Source organism: Rivularia sp. PCC 7116 (genome assembly GCF_000316665.1).
GTDB lineage: Bacteria > Cyanobacteriota > Cyanobacteriia > Cyanobacteriales > Nostocaceae > Rivularia.
In genome coordinates, this window is record NC_019678.1 from 1820536 (window position 1) to 1837746 (window position 17211).

Genomic DNA, 17211 nt, shown 5'->3' on the forward strand with positions numbered 1-17211 from the left:
GTTTTTTTGGTTTACCGTCATATTTTTTCTTTCTCTTGATTTTTGGTATTGGCAACCAGAAATATCATTTTCAGTTTTTTATCTTCCTCCTTGGGTGATATATTTTATCGGCTTACAACTTCTGATTTCTTTCACCATGTTAGTATTTGCTCTCAATTTTTGGAAAACACCATCAAACTAGTAGAGTACCGCATAAATCGGGCATTATCGCATTCAACAGTTTCTATATTTTAGGGCTTTCAAACATTTCAAAGGGGTACTTCATTTCCCCACAGGGGTACAAGATAAAATAGCCATAAGTAGAAAAAATATGATTACCTATCTATTCATTGGAGCATATTTACTATTGAGTTTGGGTGTAGGAATCGCTACTCTTAAAACACAAAATAATACACCTCAAGAATATTTCCTTGCTAGCCGTAAAATTGGCAGTATTGTTTTATTCTTCACGCTGATTGCGACTAACTTTAGTGCTTTTGCTTTTTTAGGATTTGCTGGTGCTGGTTATCGTGTAGGTATTAGCTATTATCCGATGATGGGATTTGGAACGGCGTTTGTAGGTGTGTCGTTTTATTTAATTGGTTACAAAGTCTGGCTTTTAGGTAAAGAAAAAGGTTTTATTACTCCCTCGGAATTAATTGCCGAACGTTTGGGAAGTCAAACTCTTAAACTAATATTTCTGGCGGTAATGGTGATTTTTACATTGCCTTATTTAACTTTGCAGCCTATTGGTGGGGGATATCTTTTAGAAAATTTAACTAATGGACAAATTCCTTACTTTGCCGGAGCAATACTTTTGACATTTGTGGTTGTCATTTATGTCTTTATGGGTGGAATGCGAAGCGTTGCATTAACTGATGTTTTGCAAGGTATTTTAATGTTTGTATTGATGATTGTAGCCCTATTAACTATTGCTAATAGTTTGGGAGGAATTACGGAGGCTAACCGCACTGCTTACGAACAATTACCAGAACTTTTTTCCCGACAGGGTGTAGATAAATTTTTCACTAAATCGAAGTGGTTTAGCTATATGGTTTTGTGGATTCTCAGTTTACCGATGTTTCCCCAAATGTTTATGCGGTTTTATATTCCTAAAACAGCCACTCCTTTAAAAGTATCTGCAATTTTATATCCTTTAATAACCACAGCAATGTTCATTTGTCCGGTATTAATTGGTGTTTGGGGGCATATTCCCTTTCCTAATTTAACAGGAAAAGTTACAGACCAGGTTTTACCGATGATGTTGGCAGAATATACACCCGTTTGGATAGCTTCTTTTGTGATGGTAGGAGCATTAGCAGCTTTGATGTCAACATTGGATTCGCAACTTTTAGCATTAAGTACGATGTTGACAAGAGATGTATATATATCTTATTTTCGTCCGAATGCAACTCTAGGCGAACAAACTTTGGTTGGTAGGATATTGATTGTGATTTTGGCAATTGTTGGTTTAATTATTGCTTATAATCCACCTGCAACATTTACTGCGATCGCAACTCAAGCTTTTACTGGTTTCGCTGTTTTATTTCCTACGGTTATTGCTGCTTTGTATGGTAGAAATATTAATCCCCTTAGCTGTATTATTTCTATTCTTGTAGGGGAAGCAGCATTAATCGGTTTTGCGTTAAATATAATTCCAGCAAGTTTTACTTTTGGTTTTTTACCAGTTGTGCCGATAGTTTTTGTTTCGGGGTTAATTATTGTTTTAGGAAACGTGAATTTAGGGCAAAAGATAAAAGTTAGAGATTAAAGGTTAATTTATCAATGTCTACAGTATTTGCAAGATTTTCCAAACTAATTGTATAAGCGAGGTTTGTATCAATATATTCAAAAATTTCATTTAACCTTACCCGCGATAACTTACCCTTTGGTCCTTTTCTTTGACATTCAAGATTGGAATGATACAGCAGAATTAATTCCACTAACCTATTGACTAAAGCCTCTACGTGTAATTCACCCCATAAACCTGAATGAAGTTCCGAATGTAGAGTTTTTGCAACGTGGCGCAAACCTATAGCATCGGAACGAAAACAAGGTAAAAGTTCTACAGAAGAAACATTTCCTTTGTATTTTGTACGCACAACATTTTGAATAATTTCTGGATTCAGCCTTAAATGTAAAGTCTTAGCAAAACCATTTCATTGCCATCTTTGAGGCATTTGTGCTGGTACCAGTGCAATATCACCTGCTCTAACTTCAGACTCACTATTTTTTTGAGCAAACTGCTGCATCAAATTTGGTAAGCCGTTAAGAAAAAATACTAAAAGATGTTGAGAAAAACCGTCTTTAGCTTCTAAATCGGCAGTCGGTTGAATCCGCTCATCTGCTTGAAAGTTTTTATTGAAGCTTTCCTTTGATAAAAGAATTGTTTCCGGTTAAAGATGAGATAATTCTGACGAAGAAAGTTTTGCTAGGTGCGACATCTAGTTAATGAAGCTCAACGGAACTTAGACATTTTTCGTAATCAAAAAAGACTTAAAGCTATACACACTATTACTTTTTTCTCATTGTACTTTTTTTATTAAAATATCTGGGTTGAAGCGATTCTTATGGTCTTGAAATATATCCCTTTCCCTAAATTGATTTCAGGCTTTTCTCGTTGCTTTTTGTCTAAATCCCATTAATATCATTTGGTGACGTTTTAATCCTATACTAATAAAAGCTTAATACTCATACAAGTAAGGTAAAGCTAAATGAAAGATGGTTTTGAATTAAGAAATGTTGGTGGTAAAGGAGAAGGAATGTTTGCTACCCGAGCATTTAAGCCTGGTGAGACAGTGATGGTTGGTAGATTTGAAAAAATGTTAGATGAAAATCATTCTCATGCCTCACAAATAGGTCAAAATAAATTTGCTCTCCATGCAGGGTTGATATCTAAAGTAAACCATTCTTGCAATCCTAATTGTGGCATCCAAATCAATGAAACAGGTGCTCATGATTTTGTTGCAATGAAAGACATTAGTGTGGAAGAAGAATTAAGTTTTGATTATGCGATGAGAAACTATACTGTTAATTATTTTCCACCCAAATGTATGTGTGGCTCAAAAGACTGTAGGGGAAGAATCACTGGTTGGAAAGATTTACCAGCGACTAAGAAGAAACAGTATGAGGGCTTTGTCGCTCCTTACCTTCTTGAACTTGACATAAATAATCAAAAATACGTCTCTAATTAAGATCGGTCAATTTAACTCGGCTAGGTTCTCCAGATACAATAGCTCTAATAATATCCAAGCTAGTACTGTGCAATTGCTGCCGATGGCGATACGGTAATTTTATGTTGATTTGCACGGTGGGCTTTTGCGTTATCTTTACACCCAATGACATTTTCTCGCGCCACAGCTATTAGATAATGGCAAATGACTCATGATTAATGACCGATAATGCAAATCAACTGGCAAACCGCCAAAACCTACGAAGATATTCTTTACGATAAAGCCGATGGTATTGCGAAAATCACCATCAACCGTCCCCACAAACGCAATGCTTTTCGTCCTAAAACTGTTTTTGAACTTTACCAAGCTTTTTGCGATGCCCGCGAAGATTCTACTATCGGCGTAGTATTGTTTACTGGCGCGGGACCTCATACTGACGGTAAATATGCGTTTTGCTCTGGTGGCGACCAAAGCGTGCGCGGGAAAGCCGGATATGTGGATGATGATGGCATTCCCCGTTTAAATGTATTGGATTTACAGCGTTTGATTCGTTCCATGCCCAAAGTCGTAATTGCTTTGGTTGCAGGTTACGCAATTGGGGGAGGGCACGTTTTACATTTAATTTGTGACTTGACAATTGCCGCCGACAATGCGGTATTCGGACAAACCGGGCCAAAAGTTGGCAGCTTTGACGGTGGTTTTGGTGCAAGTTATTTAGCCCGCTGCGTCGGACAAAAAAAAGCTCGCGAAATCTGGTTTTTGTGTCGTCAGTACAGCGCTCAACAAGCTTTAGATATGGGTTTAGTAAATACTGTGGTACCTGTAGAGCAATTAGAAGCTGAAGGTATTCAATGGGCACAAGAGATTTTAGAAAAAAGCCCGATTGCAATTCGCTGTTTGAAAGCGGCTTTTAATGCTGACTGTGACGGACAAGCGGGTTTACAAGAACTTGCTGGCAATGCCACTTTACTTTATTACATGACGGAAGAAGGAAGTGAAGGAAAGCAGGCATTCTTAGAAAAGCGTAAGCCAGATTTTCGTCAATATCCTTGGTTGCCGTGACACAACTACTGACTGGTCAGTACCATAAAAATTGACGGTGAGGCTAGGGAGGGGGGGAGCAGTGAGAGGGAGAGGAGGGGGAAGAAAAAAATCTTTTTGTTGTTACAATACACCCATCAAAACTAATATTGCATTTGATTAATTCTCAAGGGTGGATGGGAAACATAAAAAATTATTCTACCCCCTCTACCCCTTCTCCCCCTCTCCCCCCTCACCATCCTTACTCGTAAAAACTAATGAAAAAGACTGCTAGGAACTTGTTATTTACAAATAAATAAATATAAAAATTGCACCCAGTACTTAAATAAAGGGTGCAATTTTTTGTGAGTGCAAGGGTGAAGTAAGTACTCACCACTAATTTTTTTTAAAACAAATTTTATTTATATAAACTTGACCGATTCATTGCTCGTATACAACGGCTAAATTGTTTGTAGATTAAAAGTTGCTATGCATTTTTTGTCTGGAAACTTAACCGTGCGAGTTTTTCTATAAATAAGGGAACAATGCTCCTCACACATACATTTAACTTAGTTTTAACTTAATAAGGCTTCTGCTTTAACTGGGGTGGATTCTTCCTCGATTGATGCTTCTATACTTCCCAGAGCTAAACTTTTAGAACTCTCTGCTAATAACGGAGTCGCATCCGGCAAACTCCAAGCATCTTCCAAGGTTTCCCATGAAGGCGCAAAGGGAGGGGCTGCCAAAGAACAGGCTTTCCAACTTCCACGTACTGGCGCTCCCAGTTGCTGACAGACCCCTCCACGCCGTCCTTGAGGATCAAAGTGACGACAATTTCGGCAAGCTGAAGTGAAGATTTGGATGCTTTTCATATTTTACGCCGTATGCAGGGCTGATTTACTCCTACTATTTTGCTCCTAGACATAAATACGGAATAAACCGATAAAGCTATGATTCCGTCTAAGTTTTCGCGATCCCAATAGAAAATAAGCTTTATAATCTCTTTATGTTTTTGTCATATTTTTAAATTATTGTGTAACGAAAAAGAAACAAAAATCCTTCAAAATATCTGAGAATTCTGTGTCTAAACTAATTGGGGATCGCGATTAATGAGCCTGCTTTAGATGTAGGAGCATAGCTACAGTCAGCTTCAAGGACTAACACCTTGAACTCAAAATTTACTGTAAAAGAACAATTCTCAGAGACAATCATCAAAACATAAATATCAATTGCGATCGGCTAAAGTCTCTGCTCCCCATTCAAAAAGACCTAGCGGCGCAAATCGAACAAACACCCCAGCGTTCTAATTCACCTTGAGGAGTGGGAGACTCGCAGTTGGGACAAGCGGGTAAATGCGAGTGTCGCGTTTTTATTGTTTGTGACCAATTCGCAAAAGCAGTATTGGAGTTTTTGGGTTGGGATTGACGATTGGTTATTTGATTGAAGTTGTTTCCTAAATAGCTGGGATGCTCCGTAGATGAAATATTTAGTTGCCGAAAAGATTTTTTTTTGGTAGGCTGCCAACGAGCGGTAGAAAAGCGTATATCTACTAAGGGAGTTGGTAATATTAGATTTAGCTTTTTCAGAAATTTTTGACGCTCAAAAGTCAGGTTCTGCGCCCAAACAGCACTCGAAGTTGCCACCCATAAAATACCCCTTTCAATAGAGACAGGCTGAGTGTGAGTAGCAACGACTTCTCCCACAACTTCTTGCCAACAGTCAAGTAAGCGTTGTATAGGTTGTTGCTTATATAAAAATTCAATTTGTAGCTGCTCTAAAATATCTGGAACTGATTCAAATGACATCTTTAATAAAAGTGGGTGCAAGAATTACATCTTGGTGAAATCATATAACTATGATAATTTTCGCTAGGATTGGCACAGGGGTATTTGTTTTACCCAAGATGACTCCTAAAAATCGGGGCAGGTTTTATCAAAGCTCCCTCGTTTTCACAGGAGATACTCATCTGGATTGGCACGTTAGCGCTAATCTGATAAACCTGTCATAGTTTTACGCGAGAAAATTGTTACACGGTGAATAATCTGGCAGTTGGTACGGAGGCACACGGGCTATGAGTGAAAACCCCCTATATTATTCTGGTAATCAAACATCTAAACCATCAAATTTAAAACCGGCACTTAGCGCGGCTCTCGCAAGTTTAGAAGTACAGCTAGACGAAGAACTAGCACGGTATCGTCGAACACGAATTACGCGTAGAACCCCAACTCCCAAAAGTCTGGGCAGTTTGATTGCTGGAAAACCGCAAGTTCAAAACGCTATATCTGCTGCTAATAGCAAAAATCAACAGAGTTTAACAGCAGAAGAAGCTGCGGCTTATATAAGACAGCAGCAAGTAGGTAGTTCAGCTAAAGAAATTAAGAGCGAAATTAAAACACCACCGCCTCCTCCCGTACCGGCAGCTTCGCCAGAGGTAACTTTTAATAAAAACAATAATTCTGAGATTCCGCTTTCTGAAACTGTTGCTAGTCAAGAACAAGCTGTACCATTTCCCGAAGCAACAACCAAAGCTCAAAATCAAAGCATACCCGAGACTGCAAACCAAAGTAGCATTGTCAAAGCGGTAACAAATGGAAACATTCCACAAGACAATATACCCACACCCAAAGACACTACTAAGCAACCAGATGACTATTTAGAATCTTCTGAAGCTCTGCTGCGAAGCCTACAAGAAGAACAGCAACAACCGCAAACTAAAAAACCAAAAAATAATAATGACAGTCTGCTATCACCTTTAAGTATTGGCTCGATGGCACTACTTTTGGTCTCAAGCATTACTTTTGGGTATATCATTTTCAACTTAAATAACCTACCTTCACTAAGTTTCGGCGGATTATTTAAGCGCAATCAAGAAGTAGGTAGCGAAAATACTGAAAATGTTAGCGATATAAAATCCGATGAACCGAAATTAACGGCTACATCTAGAAATCCGAATCTGGCGAAAAATGAACTTCCAGATATAAATAATATTGATGACATAGCCGGAGCAACACCCAGAGCAAAACCTACAACCGCAGCCAAACCATCAACTCCGGTAACAAGCCAAGCTTCAAGAGTTGCGACTCCTCAAGCTACGGTAGAACAAATGTCACCAACCGTGGCAACAAATACGCCAGCTACCCCGGTAACTGAAGCACAACCAGCACCAACCCCTCAAAACCTTGACGACATAAAACCATCCAGTGGTGGATTTTATAATGTCATCGTAGATAATACAGGTAATAATTTAGCTGAGGCTAAGAAAGTAATTCCAGATGCATATTTGTCTCCAGAAGGCAAATATGTTTATTTAGGTGCCTTTAAATCCAAAAAGAGACTAAAAGATCATTTAGAACTTCTCAAGCAAAAGGGAATTACGGCAAGGGTAGAAGAACCGGACAATTAATAGAGGATAGGGAGATAGGGAGACAAGGGGGGATAATTCGTAATTCGCTACTCGCTACTCTTTACTTGTTAGTGGTTATGAAAACTTTAGAAATAGAGGCTTGACTTATGGGGCTGATTGAGCGCGTCTTGCGCTTATTTCGTTCAAATGTGAATGATTGGACGGCAAAACGGGAAGATCCAGAGAAAATTCTGGAACAAACCCTTTATGAAATGCAGGAAAATTTGGTGCGGATGCGACAAGGAGTAGCGCAGGCGATCGCTACTCAAAAACGTACCGAAAGACAAGCGGCTCAGGCTCAGTCAACATCAGAAGAGTGGTATCGTCGCGCCCAAATGGCTTTGCAACAAGGTAACGAGGCTTTAGCGCGAGAAGCCCTGACGAAACGTAAAGCTTACGAACAAACTGCAACTGCGCTCTTAGAACAAATTGGGCAACAAAAAACTTTAGTCGCTAAACTTAAAAAAGATATGCAGTCTTTAGAGCTAAAAATCTCTGAGGCTAAAACTAAAAAAGATATGTATATTGCTCGCGCTCGTTCGGCTGAAGCTTCTTTGCGACTTCAAGAAATGCTTGGTGAAGTTGGCGATACCAGCTCGCTAAAAGCTTTTGAGAAAATGGAAGACAAACTTTTAGAACTAGAAGCGAAACAAGAAGCAATTGCAATATCCGGTACGGACGAATTAGAAGATAAATTTGCAAGCTTGACTGAAGGTGATGATGTAGATGCCGAACTTTCGGCAATGAAAGCACAACTTCCCCAGAGTAAGCAAAGTCCGCAGCAGCCTCCCAGTAGTTAGATGAAATTTTATAACTCTTACCCGTAATATTTCTTTTGAGAACTGGGGGGTTATAGGGAGGACTAATTGAGAAGAGAAAGATTACATTGAAATAGGGAACTATATAAGTAGTAAAAAACCTAACTTTATTATCGCCGGAGCGTAAATCTTAAGAGGAAAACAACTATGGGATTATTCGATCGTGTAAGACGAGTAGTAAGCGCAAACCTCAACGACTTAGTCAGCAAAGCTGAAGATCCAGAAAAAATACTAGAACAAGCCATTCTTGAAATGCAAGAAGACTTGGTTCGATTGCGTCAGGGTGTTGCTCAAGCAATTGCTGCTCAAAAACGTACAGAAAAGCAATATAACGATGCTAATACTGAACTGAATAAATGGCAGCGCAATGCAATGCTGGCGCTACAAAAAGGTGATGAAAACTTAGCTCGTCAAGCATTAGAGCGTAAAAAATCTTTTACTGAGTCTGCTGGCACTCTTAAAGTAAGTTTAGACCAACAAAGCGCTCAAGTTGAAAATCTCAAGCGTAATTTAATCCAGTTAGAGAGCAAAATTTCTGAAGCAAAAACCAAGAAAGAAATGCTCAAAGCAAGGGTTACGGCTGCCAAAGCACAAGAGCAACTTGAAGGAATGGTGCGCGGCATGAACAGCAGCAGTGCAATGGCTGCATTTGAGCGCATGGAAGAAAAAGTCATGATGCAAGAAGCACGCGCTCAATCCGCAGCAGAGTTAGCTGGTTCGGACTTAGAAAGTCAATTTGCACAGCTCGAATCTAGCAGCGGTGTAGATGATGAATTAGCTGCCTTAAAAGCACAAATGGCTCTACCAGGAGAAGCCGCAGCCAGCCAACCCCAGCTACCGCAACAAACTGACACCAATCAAGCTAGTCAGAAGAAAAATAGCGAACCAGTAGATTCCGAATTGGAATCGCTACGCAAAGAGTTAGACAATATGTAATTTTTTAGATTTGAATTCAGATATTTAGAATTATCCCACAGCCAATATGCGTTGTGGGATTTTTGCTATACAGTCAACAGTTAACAGTTAAGAATTTGGAATAATTGATTCTTCCCCCTCTCCACCTCTTCCCCCTCTCCACCTCTCCCCCCTCTCCCCCCTCTCCCCCCTCTCCCTCCTCTTGCCAATTCATTCCCACAGCTACTAGTTTCCAGGCAACATATTGAGATACATTTAATTTGTGTAACTATAAAAGATGCTATTAAGTGGAGATTAAAATGAGCGAGGGTGTGAATAACATTAATGATGCTAATTTTGAAAAAGAAGTACTGCAAGCCGAGAAACCAGTATTAGTTTACTTTTGGGCTTCTTGGTGCGGACCTTGTAAATTAATGTCTCCGGCAGTAAATGCTGCTGCCACTAAGTATAGCGACAAGCTCAAGGTTGTCAAAATGGAAGTCGATCCCAATCCTGTTTCCGTTAAGCAATATCAGGTGGAAGGTGTACCAGCTTTAAGACTTGTTCAAGGTGACAAAATATTAGCCTCTAGCGAGGGAGTTGTTAACAAAGAGAAGTTGATGAGTCTATTAGACACTCATCTAAGCAGTTAAATATTCGTAGATAGTTGTTAATTTTTAGTGGATGGTACGAAGTGGTTCGTAAATGATAATTTATTTCTATTAACTGGGATTTACCTTCTAGCCTTCTTGTTTAAGGAAGCTTGAGAAATATAAATATTTGGAATCCGAAGTTTATCATTTCCACTGCGTAAGTTCTGTTAAAAACATTCTTGTAGGGTGTGTTAGATCCACGATTAAATTATGCGAAAACGTATAATCTGAATATATCAAGGGCACTAACAACCTTTGGTGCGTTACGGCAAATTTTCAACTGTTCTTTTCCCATAGAATCCGGAAAAGCCGTAACAAAAGGGCACGGCAATAATGCGGCAAGAGTATCTACATTGCATTTTGCCTCAATAATGCGGCAAGAGTATCTACACCGCATTTTGCCTCCCCTACTATCTTTTTTCTTTTATAAACGCCCACTAACAACTAACTACTAACTTTAAAAATGCAATTTGCGAAGCGCTTAGAACCACTGCAATCCAATGTGTTTGCAGATATGGATATTGCAAAGGCTAAAGCTTTGGCTTATGGTCGTGAGTTAATTGATTTATCTTTGGGATCTTCGGATTTACCGGCAGAAAGTCATGTCATCGAAGCCATAGCTAAGTCTTTGTACGATAAAAGCACTCACGGGTATTTACTGTTCAGCGGAACCCAAGAGTTTCGTTGTGCAGCAGCTCGATGGTATTCGCTCAGATTTGGTGTCTCGGTAGATCCAGAAACAGAAGTACTACCTTTGATTGGCTCCCAGGAAGGGACGGCACATTTTCCTTTAGCAGTTCTAAATCCGGGAGATTTTGCTTTATTGCTCGATCCGGGCTATCCTTCTCATGCTGGAGGAGTTCACTTAGCTAGCGGTCAAATTTATCCTATGCCTTTACGGGAGGAAAACAATTTTTTACCTGTATTTGAGGATATTCCGGTATCTGTATTAAATCAGTCCCGGATGATGGTATTAAGTTATCCCCATAATCCTACTGCCGCGACTGCAACGTTATCTTTTTTCAAACAAGCGGTTGCTTTTTGTCAGCAGCACAATATTGTCTTGGTTCACGATTTTCCCTACGTTGATTTGGTCTTTACAGAAACCCAAGCACAGAAAACTAATCCCCTGTCTTTAGCGCCTTCAATTTTGCAAGCCGACTCAGAAAAAACTACCTCGATTGAATTTTTCACTTTGTCCAAATCTTATAATATGGGCGGTTTTCGCATCGGTTTTGCTATTGGTAATCGCGAATTAATTAAAAGCTTACGTCAAGTAAAAGCAGCAGTTGACTTTAACCAATATCGAGGAATTCTAAATGGTGCGATCGCTGCTTTGAATGGGCCGCAATTGGGAGTACAGATTGCTGTCGATAGCTTCCGAAAACGCCGCGATGCTTTTGTAAATTCTTTACACCGTATCGGATGGGAAGTGACTTTGCCGAAAGCAACAATGTATGTCTGGGCAAAGCTACCGGAAGACTGGAGTAAAGATTCTATCCAATTTTGTAAAGATTTAGTTGAAAATACGGGAATTGCGGCTTCTCCTGGAGCTGGTTTTGGCAAGTCTGGAGAAGGTTTCGTCCGCTTTGCCTTAGTCCGGGAACCATCAGAGCTAGTAGCTGCTGTAGATAAAATATCCCAGTTCTTACAGTTGGTTTACTAAATCTTTATTCGAGATTGATGTAAAATTAACTAATTTGTATCCACAATCACAGTAGTACTGAGTTAGACTGAGCGCAGTATTACAGATTCCGCGCATCATTTTTTTTCATATTTTGGGGCAATATACTTATTTGATGGGATTAAATTTTCACAATAATGTAATTGCAGCAAAAAAAAGGGGAGTATCAATTACTTGTTTTTTTAGTTTTGAAGGAACCAGCGTCCATGACATTAACTATAAACAATATCCGTAATTTCGCATTACTTGGTACGATAATTAGCGCCAGCGCTACAGCCCCGGCACAAGCAGGTTTACCTAAAAATATTAACAGTGATGATGATTTAACAAAAGCTTCAGAGAAGCAAACACCATTTGAGAATCAAGATATTTTGTCAGATAAACAAAAGTGCAATCCAACGGATTTATGTATATCCTTTCCAGAGTTTGATTCACAAAGCCAGCCAGAAAAAACAGAAGATAAAAATTCATTAGAGAATTTGATGTTAAAAAAAGCTACAACTAGTTATGAATCAATTAGTGCTGGTGAGAAAATTCAAGTAAAAATATCGGATGATGGAGTTAAACACATTATATATAATGCTGAATTTTCTCCTTTAGAAAGTAAGGAAATGCATACTGCTATTTATTCATCTGCGTCATCACAAAGAAGGAAAGTACCTGAACCTTCAGCAATGCTAGGATTAATCGCATTCTTTTTACTTGCTGCAAAACGTCAAAAAGAAAAAGGCAGCCAGACAGCAGCACAATAATTATTAACTCCTAAAGTATGCATCTTGCTGAAATATTAGAAACCGAGAATATTTTTGTCAAAGCAGTAAGGAAGCGCACGATACTGCATGAATATATCATTAGAAAATTTACAAACAACCGGATTCCTTTAGGCTTGTCGAGAATGAGAAAAGATATAAGTTAGGTAGATATTGGGTTTAATAAAATTTTTTATTTCGTTTCACAGTTAATCTACGAAAAACATCAGTGGAAGGTGCATCTATTTTTGTTCTAAATTTTTCTATATAAAAACAATCAAAATCTCAATTGCGAATTAAATAGCTCTCATAATCTGATTAAATTTATGAATATAGCAGTTCTCAGTTGAACAGAATACATCCCTCTACTGGCGGAAGCAGAGGAGAAGTGAGTGAGGTTTCTCAAGCTTTATTGCACTCAAATGAAAAGCGTTATATTTTGTATTTACCGAACTGACGGTTTTTACAAAGCATCATTTTATACGTGAACAAATTAAAACTGCGGTAACATTAATCTGCAATAAATAAACATTGGTTTTAATTAACTGTTACTTTGCAAAAATATTGTAAATTTTGTTGTTCAAATATTAGGCAAAGTTAAAGATTGGTTTAACTTTGTATTAAGCTTATAATTTGAGCTACTATTTATTATAAGCATTAATATTAGTTAAACTAAACTTCATAAAGTATAATTTTGAACTAATTTATCTTGCGTTTCTCCGCTTCCTTGATTGGGAAAAATGAATTAGCCCGACTCAGAAAAGAGATTTAAGCTAGTTTAGTAAGCTGGTAATTTTAGTGAATGGTTTTTACATATACTTTTTGAAATATCTTGTTAATAAATCTAAAAATGACGATATTCTTGCATTCGTTTACTAATAATTGATTTGTGACTGAAAGTGATAGGTAAAGATGACAGTGCAGCTAATAAGTGCAGAGCAGCAAGTAGAATCATTAAAATCACAGAATATTAAAAAAGTTTTGCTCGTTGAGGATAATGATGCCAATCGAATGCTGTTAACAGATTGTTTAAGTTTTTCTGGATATAAAGTAAAAAGTTTGTCCGATGGTTCAAAATTTTTCTCTACAGTAGAAACTTTTCAACCAGATTTAATTGTATTAGATTTAAAATTGCCAGATATTGATGGCTTCTTTTTATTAAAAGAAATGCAGCAGCGCTTTGATGCTGCAAAAATTCCTGTAATTATAGTTTCGGGTTTAGCTTTTAAATCGGATTGCGAACGAGCGATTGGTTTGGGCGCTCGCCGCTATTTTGTCAAACCTGTAATTCTCACGGAGCTTACTCAAGCTATTGAAAAAGAGCTATCTTGTCACCAAAAATAAAATAGATTTCGTTTATGATTCTGGCTTTTGGTTAACAAGATATTCTTCAACACTTTTACTTAAATTTTGCACTGAAGAACCAATTATAGAAATTTTCCGTTGAGCTTGTGCCAGCAATAATATTGCCGATTGCAATTCATTGAGTGTTTCATTCATTGCTTCACGATACTGGGATTCAAAATCTTGTGAATTCATTTTCTTGCTCCTAAAATATTTTTTGCTACGTCGATCGAGACTTAATAATCTAAATTTAATAACCTAAATTTGAGTATAGATAAGTAAATTAATTTCAAACTATATATGAATTTTTTGCGATTACATCTATGCTTTGATTTATATCAATGATAATCATTTGATTCAAGTCTATAAATCCGTTAATTTTCTTAAGAATCAAAAATTTGACTAAAATACGGGATTTTACTGATTTAAATTGAAAAAATATAACGAAATTATAATGATCGAGAACTAAAATTTAGAGTATTGACCGGTAATATAGTCGAGATAGACATAATATTGTTTTAATTGAGGTGTCAATATTCAAGTTGATGGGAAGTTCAAAAGTATCCGATTTAGTTTTCAAAGATTTTACAGTTAATTTAGAAGTAAATTTGAAGAACTAAGGATTTTAGCTGACGCTCTCTATTTATAGACGATAGTGCTTAAATTATTGCCAGGAAGCTAATTTTGAGGCGTTGAGGTTTGAAATTTCAACATTAAAAACTCCAATTTTTAGATCAAGAATTTAATCCGCGTACAACGACGGTGATTTTACTTAAAATAATAGTGATGGGTCGATTTTTTATTTTCAGACTTGAGTCGTGACAAAATCTGCTGAATCTTTACCGCTACTAAAAAATCCAGAACGTTTAGAAAGTCGTTTAAAAGAGATTCCCCCAGAGCCAGGAGTCTATTTGATGCGGGATGCAAATGACCGTATCGTATATATAGGTAAATCGCGCAAATTGCGAACTCGGGTTCGTTCTTATTTTCGAGAGTCACAAAAACTTACCGAGCGCATCGCGATGATGGTAAGACTGGTGACGGAAATCGAATTTATTGTTACAGATACCGAAGCCGAAGCCTTAGCTTTAGAAGCAAACTTAATTAAGCAGCATCAGCCATACTTCAACGTGCTGCTCAAAGATGATAAAAAGTATCCTTATGTTTGTATAACTTGGTCTGAAACATATCCCAGAATTTTTATTACCCGCAAACGCAGATTGGGTAAAGAAAAGGACAGATATTATGGCCCATATACTGATTCACGTTTATTACGGGGAATATTAAGCTTGTGCAAGCGGATATTTCCTTTAAGACAGCGCCCACAGCCTTTGTTTAAAGATAGACCTTGTTTAAACTACGATTTGGGAAGGTGTCCGGGGGTTTGTCAGCAATTGGTTACGCCGGAAGAATATCGCAAAATTGTGCAAAAGGTAGCGATGGTTTTTCAAGGTCGCACTAGTGAATTAATTGATACACTCACTCAACAGATGGAACAAGCATCTGAAGAATTAAACTTTGAAACCGCCGCACGTAGAAGAGACCAAATTACCGGTTTAAAGTCGTTAAATGCCGACCAAAAAGTATCTTTACCTGACGATACCGTTTCTCGGGATGCCATAGCTTTAGCTGCAGATGAAAAACACGCTTGCATTCAGTTATTCCAGATTCGCGCCGGACAATTAGTCGGAAGACTGGCATTTTTAGCCGATGCACAAGCTGGCTTCGGGGCTATTTTACAGCGAGTATTAGAAGAACATTATCAAACCGCCGACTCAGTAGAGATTCCTAGCGAAATTGTAGTTCAGCACGATCTACCAGATGCAGAAATTTTGGCAGATGTCTTAAGTCAACGTAAAGGGAAAAAAGTGACTATTATTAATCCCCAGCGTCAACTTAAAGCAGAATTGATTGAAATGGTAGAGCGAAACGCCAACTATGAATTGCAAAGAATGCAAAAACTTAGCGATCGCAATCAACAAGCCCTGCAAGATTTGGCTGCCATAGTCGATTTACCGGAGTTACCCCATCGCATCGAAGGTTACGATATTTCTCATATTCAAGGTTCAAATGCGGTAGCTTCTCAAGTGGTATTTATTGATGGTTTAGCAGCAAAGCAGCATTATCGGCATTATAAAATTAGAAATCCAGAGATTCAAATCGGTCATTCGGATGACTTTGCTTCCTTAGCCGAAGTTATCGGCAGACGCTTTCGCAAATATATAGAAGATCCACAATTACAAAGAATAGGTAATCCCGATTTCCCAGATTTAGTGATGATAGATGGTGGAAAAGGACAATTATCTTCTGTTGTCGCCGTTTTGCAAGAAATGAATTTACTAGAAGACGTGCGAGTTGTCAGCTTAGCGAAGCGACGAGAAGAAATATTCGTACCTGGAGAATCCATACCTTTGAAAACAGAAGCAGAACAACCAGGAGTCCAGTTACTCAGAAGGTTGCGCGACGAAGCTCACCGTTTTGCCGTTAGTTTTCACCGTCAACAACGCACCGCAAAATTAAGGCGATCGCGTCTAGATGAAATACCAGGTTTGGGACATAATCGTCAACAACAACTATTGGCGCATTTTCGTTCAATAGACTATATCCGCATCGCAACACCCGCTCAAATTGCCGAAGTTCCCGGAATCGGCTCGCGTTTAGCACAAGAAATATACGATTATTTCCATCCAAATAACGAAATACATTCTAAATAAACAAATTTTTATTGAATATTACCCATTACCCATTACCCATTACCAATTACCAAGCCCAACAGATATGATAAGTGTTCTACCGGACAACTATGTTACCTAATCGCAGGTAATACTTGCTGTTCGACTAATACACGCCTGACAATATTAATTTCGCCAACATACTCTCTACCATCCAACTCGTAAAACACTAATAAAGTCGTAGAATTCTTTTGATGCGAACCTAATAACCTATCAACTTCATCAATAACTTCGGTGTAATCGCTTCCCGAAACATCAGAAACGGCGATAGTTTTCTTATCTTTCTCATCTAAAAGCTTATCATCATTACTATCAGCCTTAACTACTTCATACCACACGCCTCGGGCAATTTTATCGGCACGCCTTTCGAGAAATACTTCTTGGGCATTCAAAAATAAATAGTCATTTTCGGGTACTAATCGTTGTGCTGATTTATCGTTAGCATTAACAAATAAATAATTACGGGTAGTAGATGCTTTTTTAGCATAAGAATTTTGACGATAATCTTGTTGGTAGTTAACAGGCGCTATTAAATAAGACGTACCTTCGAGTTCCCGAAAATTACCCAAGCTTGCTTTTACTTTGTCATCCTTTAGAGGTTTTGCGTCTATCGAATTTCTTGCTACAGGTTCCTGTAAAAAAAAGCGCCCAATTTGATAGCCTCCAAAGCCGAAAACTACAAGTACAATAAAACCAACAATAAAGAACAGCGAACGATTCGTAAACTTCATTTTTAATTATCGTCGAAATTAACGGTCTATC

Annotated in this window: 16 protein-coding genes; 11 read left to right on the forward strand and 5 right to left on the reverse strand. The window is 38.1% G+C overall.

The features are described from left to right. Positions 1–310: 310 nt before the first annotated feature. On the forward strand, positions 311–1750 hold the full coding sequence (locus RIV7116_RS06960; protein ID WP_015117576.1) for a sodium:solute symporter family protein: 1440 nt from the start codon (positions 311–313) through the stop codon (positions 1748–1750). Here the strand turns inward: RIV7116_RS06960 and RIV7116_RS06965 are convergent. Next, positions 1740–2081 carry a hypothetical protein gene (locus RIV7116_RS06965; protein ID WP_044290791.1) on the reverse strand — a complete coding sequence of 114 codons (342 nt, stop codon included), beginning with the start codon at positions 2079–2081 and terminating at the stop codon, positions 1740–1742. The genes RIV7116_RS06960 and RIV7116_RS06965 overlap by 11 nt on opposite strands. 612 nt (positions 2082–2693) lie before the next feature. Between RIV7116_RS06965 and RIV7116_RS06970 the strand changes: the two genes are divergently transcribed. Both RIV7116_RS06970 and menB read left to right on the forward strand, forming a co-directional pair. Continuing rightward, positions 2694–3173, forward strand: coding sequence for an SET domain-containing protein-lysine N-methyltransferase (locus RIV7116_RS06970; protein WP_015117577.1), 480 nt, complete (start codon positions 2694–2696; stop codon positions 3171–3173). Between the two features lie 207 nt (positions 3174–3380). Continuing rightward, positions 3381–4214 carry a 1,4-dihydroxy-2-naphthoyl-CoA synthase gene (gene menB, locus RIV7116_RS06975; RefSeq protein WP_015117578.1) on the forward strand — a complete coding sequence of 278 codons (834 nt, stop codon included), beginning with the start codon at positions 3381–3383 and terminating at the stop codon, positions 4212–4214. A gap of 533 nt (positions 4215–4747) precedes the next feature. Here the strand turns inward: menB and RIV7116_RS06980 are convergent. Both RIV7116_RS06980 and RIV7116_RS06985 read right to left on the reverse strand, forming a co-directional pair. After that, positions 4748–5044, reverse strand: a complete 297-nt coding sequence (locus RIV7116_RS06980) for a hypothetical protein (RefSeq protein ID WP_015117579.1) — start codon at positions 5042–5044, stop codon at positions 4748–4750. Positions 5045–5431: 387 nt separating this feature from the next. Beyond that, complete coding sequence (locus tag RIV7116_RS06985; protein WP_015117580.1) at positions 5432–5977, reverse strand: DUF721 domain-containing protein; 546 nt, start codon at positions 5975–5977, stop codon at positions 5432–5434. Positions 5978–6243: 266 nt separating this feature from the next. On the opposite strand from RIV7116_RS06985, the gene RIV7116_RS06990 reads away from it, so the two are divergent. From RIV7116_RS06990 to RIV7116_RS07020, 7 genes are all read left to right on the forward strand, one after another. Then, on the forward strand, positions 6244–7575 hold the full coding sequence (locus RIV7116_RS06990) for a hypothetical protein (RefSeq protein ID WP_015117581.1): 1332 nt from the start codon (positions 6244–6246) through the stop codon (positions 7573–7575). A gap of 107 nt (positions 7576–7682) precedes the next feature. After that, a complete protein-coding gene (locus RIV7116_RS06995) occupies positions 7683–8375 on the forward strand; it encodes a PspA/IM30 family protein (RefSeq protein WP_015117582.1) in 693 nt (230 codons plus the stop codon). A 165-nt stretch (positions 8376–8540) separates the two neighbouring features. Beyond that, on the forward strand, positions 8541–9329 hold the full coding sequence (locus tag RIV7116_RS07000; RefSeq protein WP_015117583.1) for a PspA/IM30 family protein: 789 nt from the start codon (positions 8541–8543) through the stop codon (positions 9327–9329). 278 nt (positions 9330–9607) lie between these two features. Beyond that, positions 9608–9940: a co-chaperone YbbN gene (locus tag RIV7116_RS07005; RefSeq protein WP_015117584.1), complete on the forward strand. Its 333-nt coding sequence runs from the start codon at positions 9608–9610 to the stop codon at positions 9938–9940. Between the two features lie 463 nt (positions 9941–10403). Further along, the gene (locus RIV7116_RS07010; protein WP_015117586.1) at positions 10404–11606 is read left to right on the forward strand and encodes an LL-diaminopimelate aminotransferase; all 1203 of its coding nucleotides are present in this window, start codon (positions 10404–10406) and stop codon (positions 11604–11606) included. 161 nt (positions 11607–11767) lie between these two features. Beyond that, positions 11768–12376 (forward strand): hypothetical protein, encoded by a 609-nt coding sequence (locus RIV7116_RS07015; RefSeq protein WP_157229259.1) that lies wholly within the window; start codon positions 11768–11770, stop codon positions 12374–12376. Between the two features lie 909 nt (positions 12377–13285). Continuing rightward, a complete protein-coding gene (locus RIV7116_RS07020) occupies positions 13286–13717 on the forward strand; it encodes a response regulator (RefSeq protein ID WP_015117588.1) in 432 nt (143 codons plus the stop codon). Positions 13718–13729: 12 nt separating this feature from the next. Here the strand turns inward: RIV7116_RS07020 and RIV7116_RS07025 are convergent, their stop codons facing one another. Beyond that, positions 13730–13912: a hypothetical protein gene (locus RIV7116_RS07025; protein WP_015117589.1), complete on the reverse strand. Its 183-nt coding sequence runs from the start codon at positions 13910–13912 to the stop codon at positions 13730–13732. Between the two features lie 623 nt (positions 13913–14535). On the opposite strand from RIV7116_RS07025, the gene uvrC reads away from it, so the two are divergent. Next, positions 14536–16431, forward strand: coding sequence for an excinuclease ABC subunit UvrC (gene uvrC, locus RIV7116_RS07030; protein ID WP_015117590.1), 1896 nt, complete (start codon positions 14536–14538; stop codon positions 16429–16431). Between the two features lie 92 nt (positions 16432–16523). On the opposite strand, the gene RIV7116_RS07035 is transcribed toward uvrC, so the two are convergent. Beyond that, entirely contained in the window at positions 16524–17180 is a 657-nt protein-coding gene (locus RIV7116_RS07035; RefSeq protein ID WP_015117591.1) for a hypothetical protein, read from the reverse strand. Positions 17181–17211 lie beyond the last annotated feature (31 nt).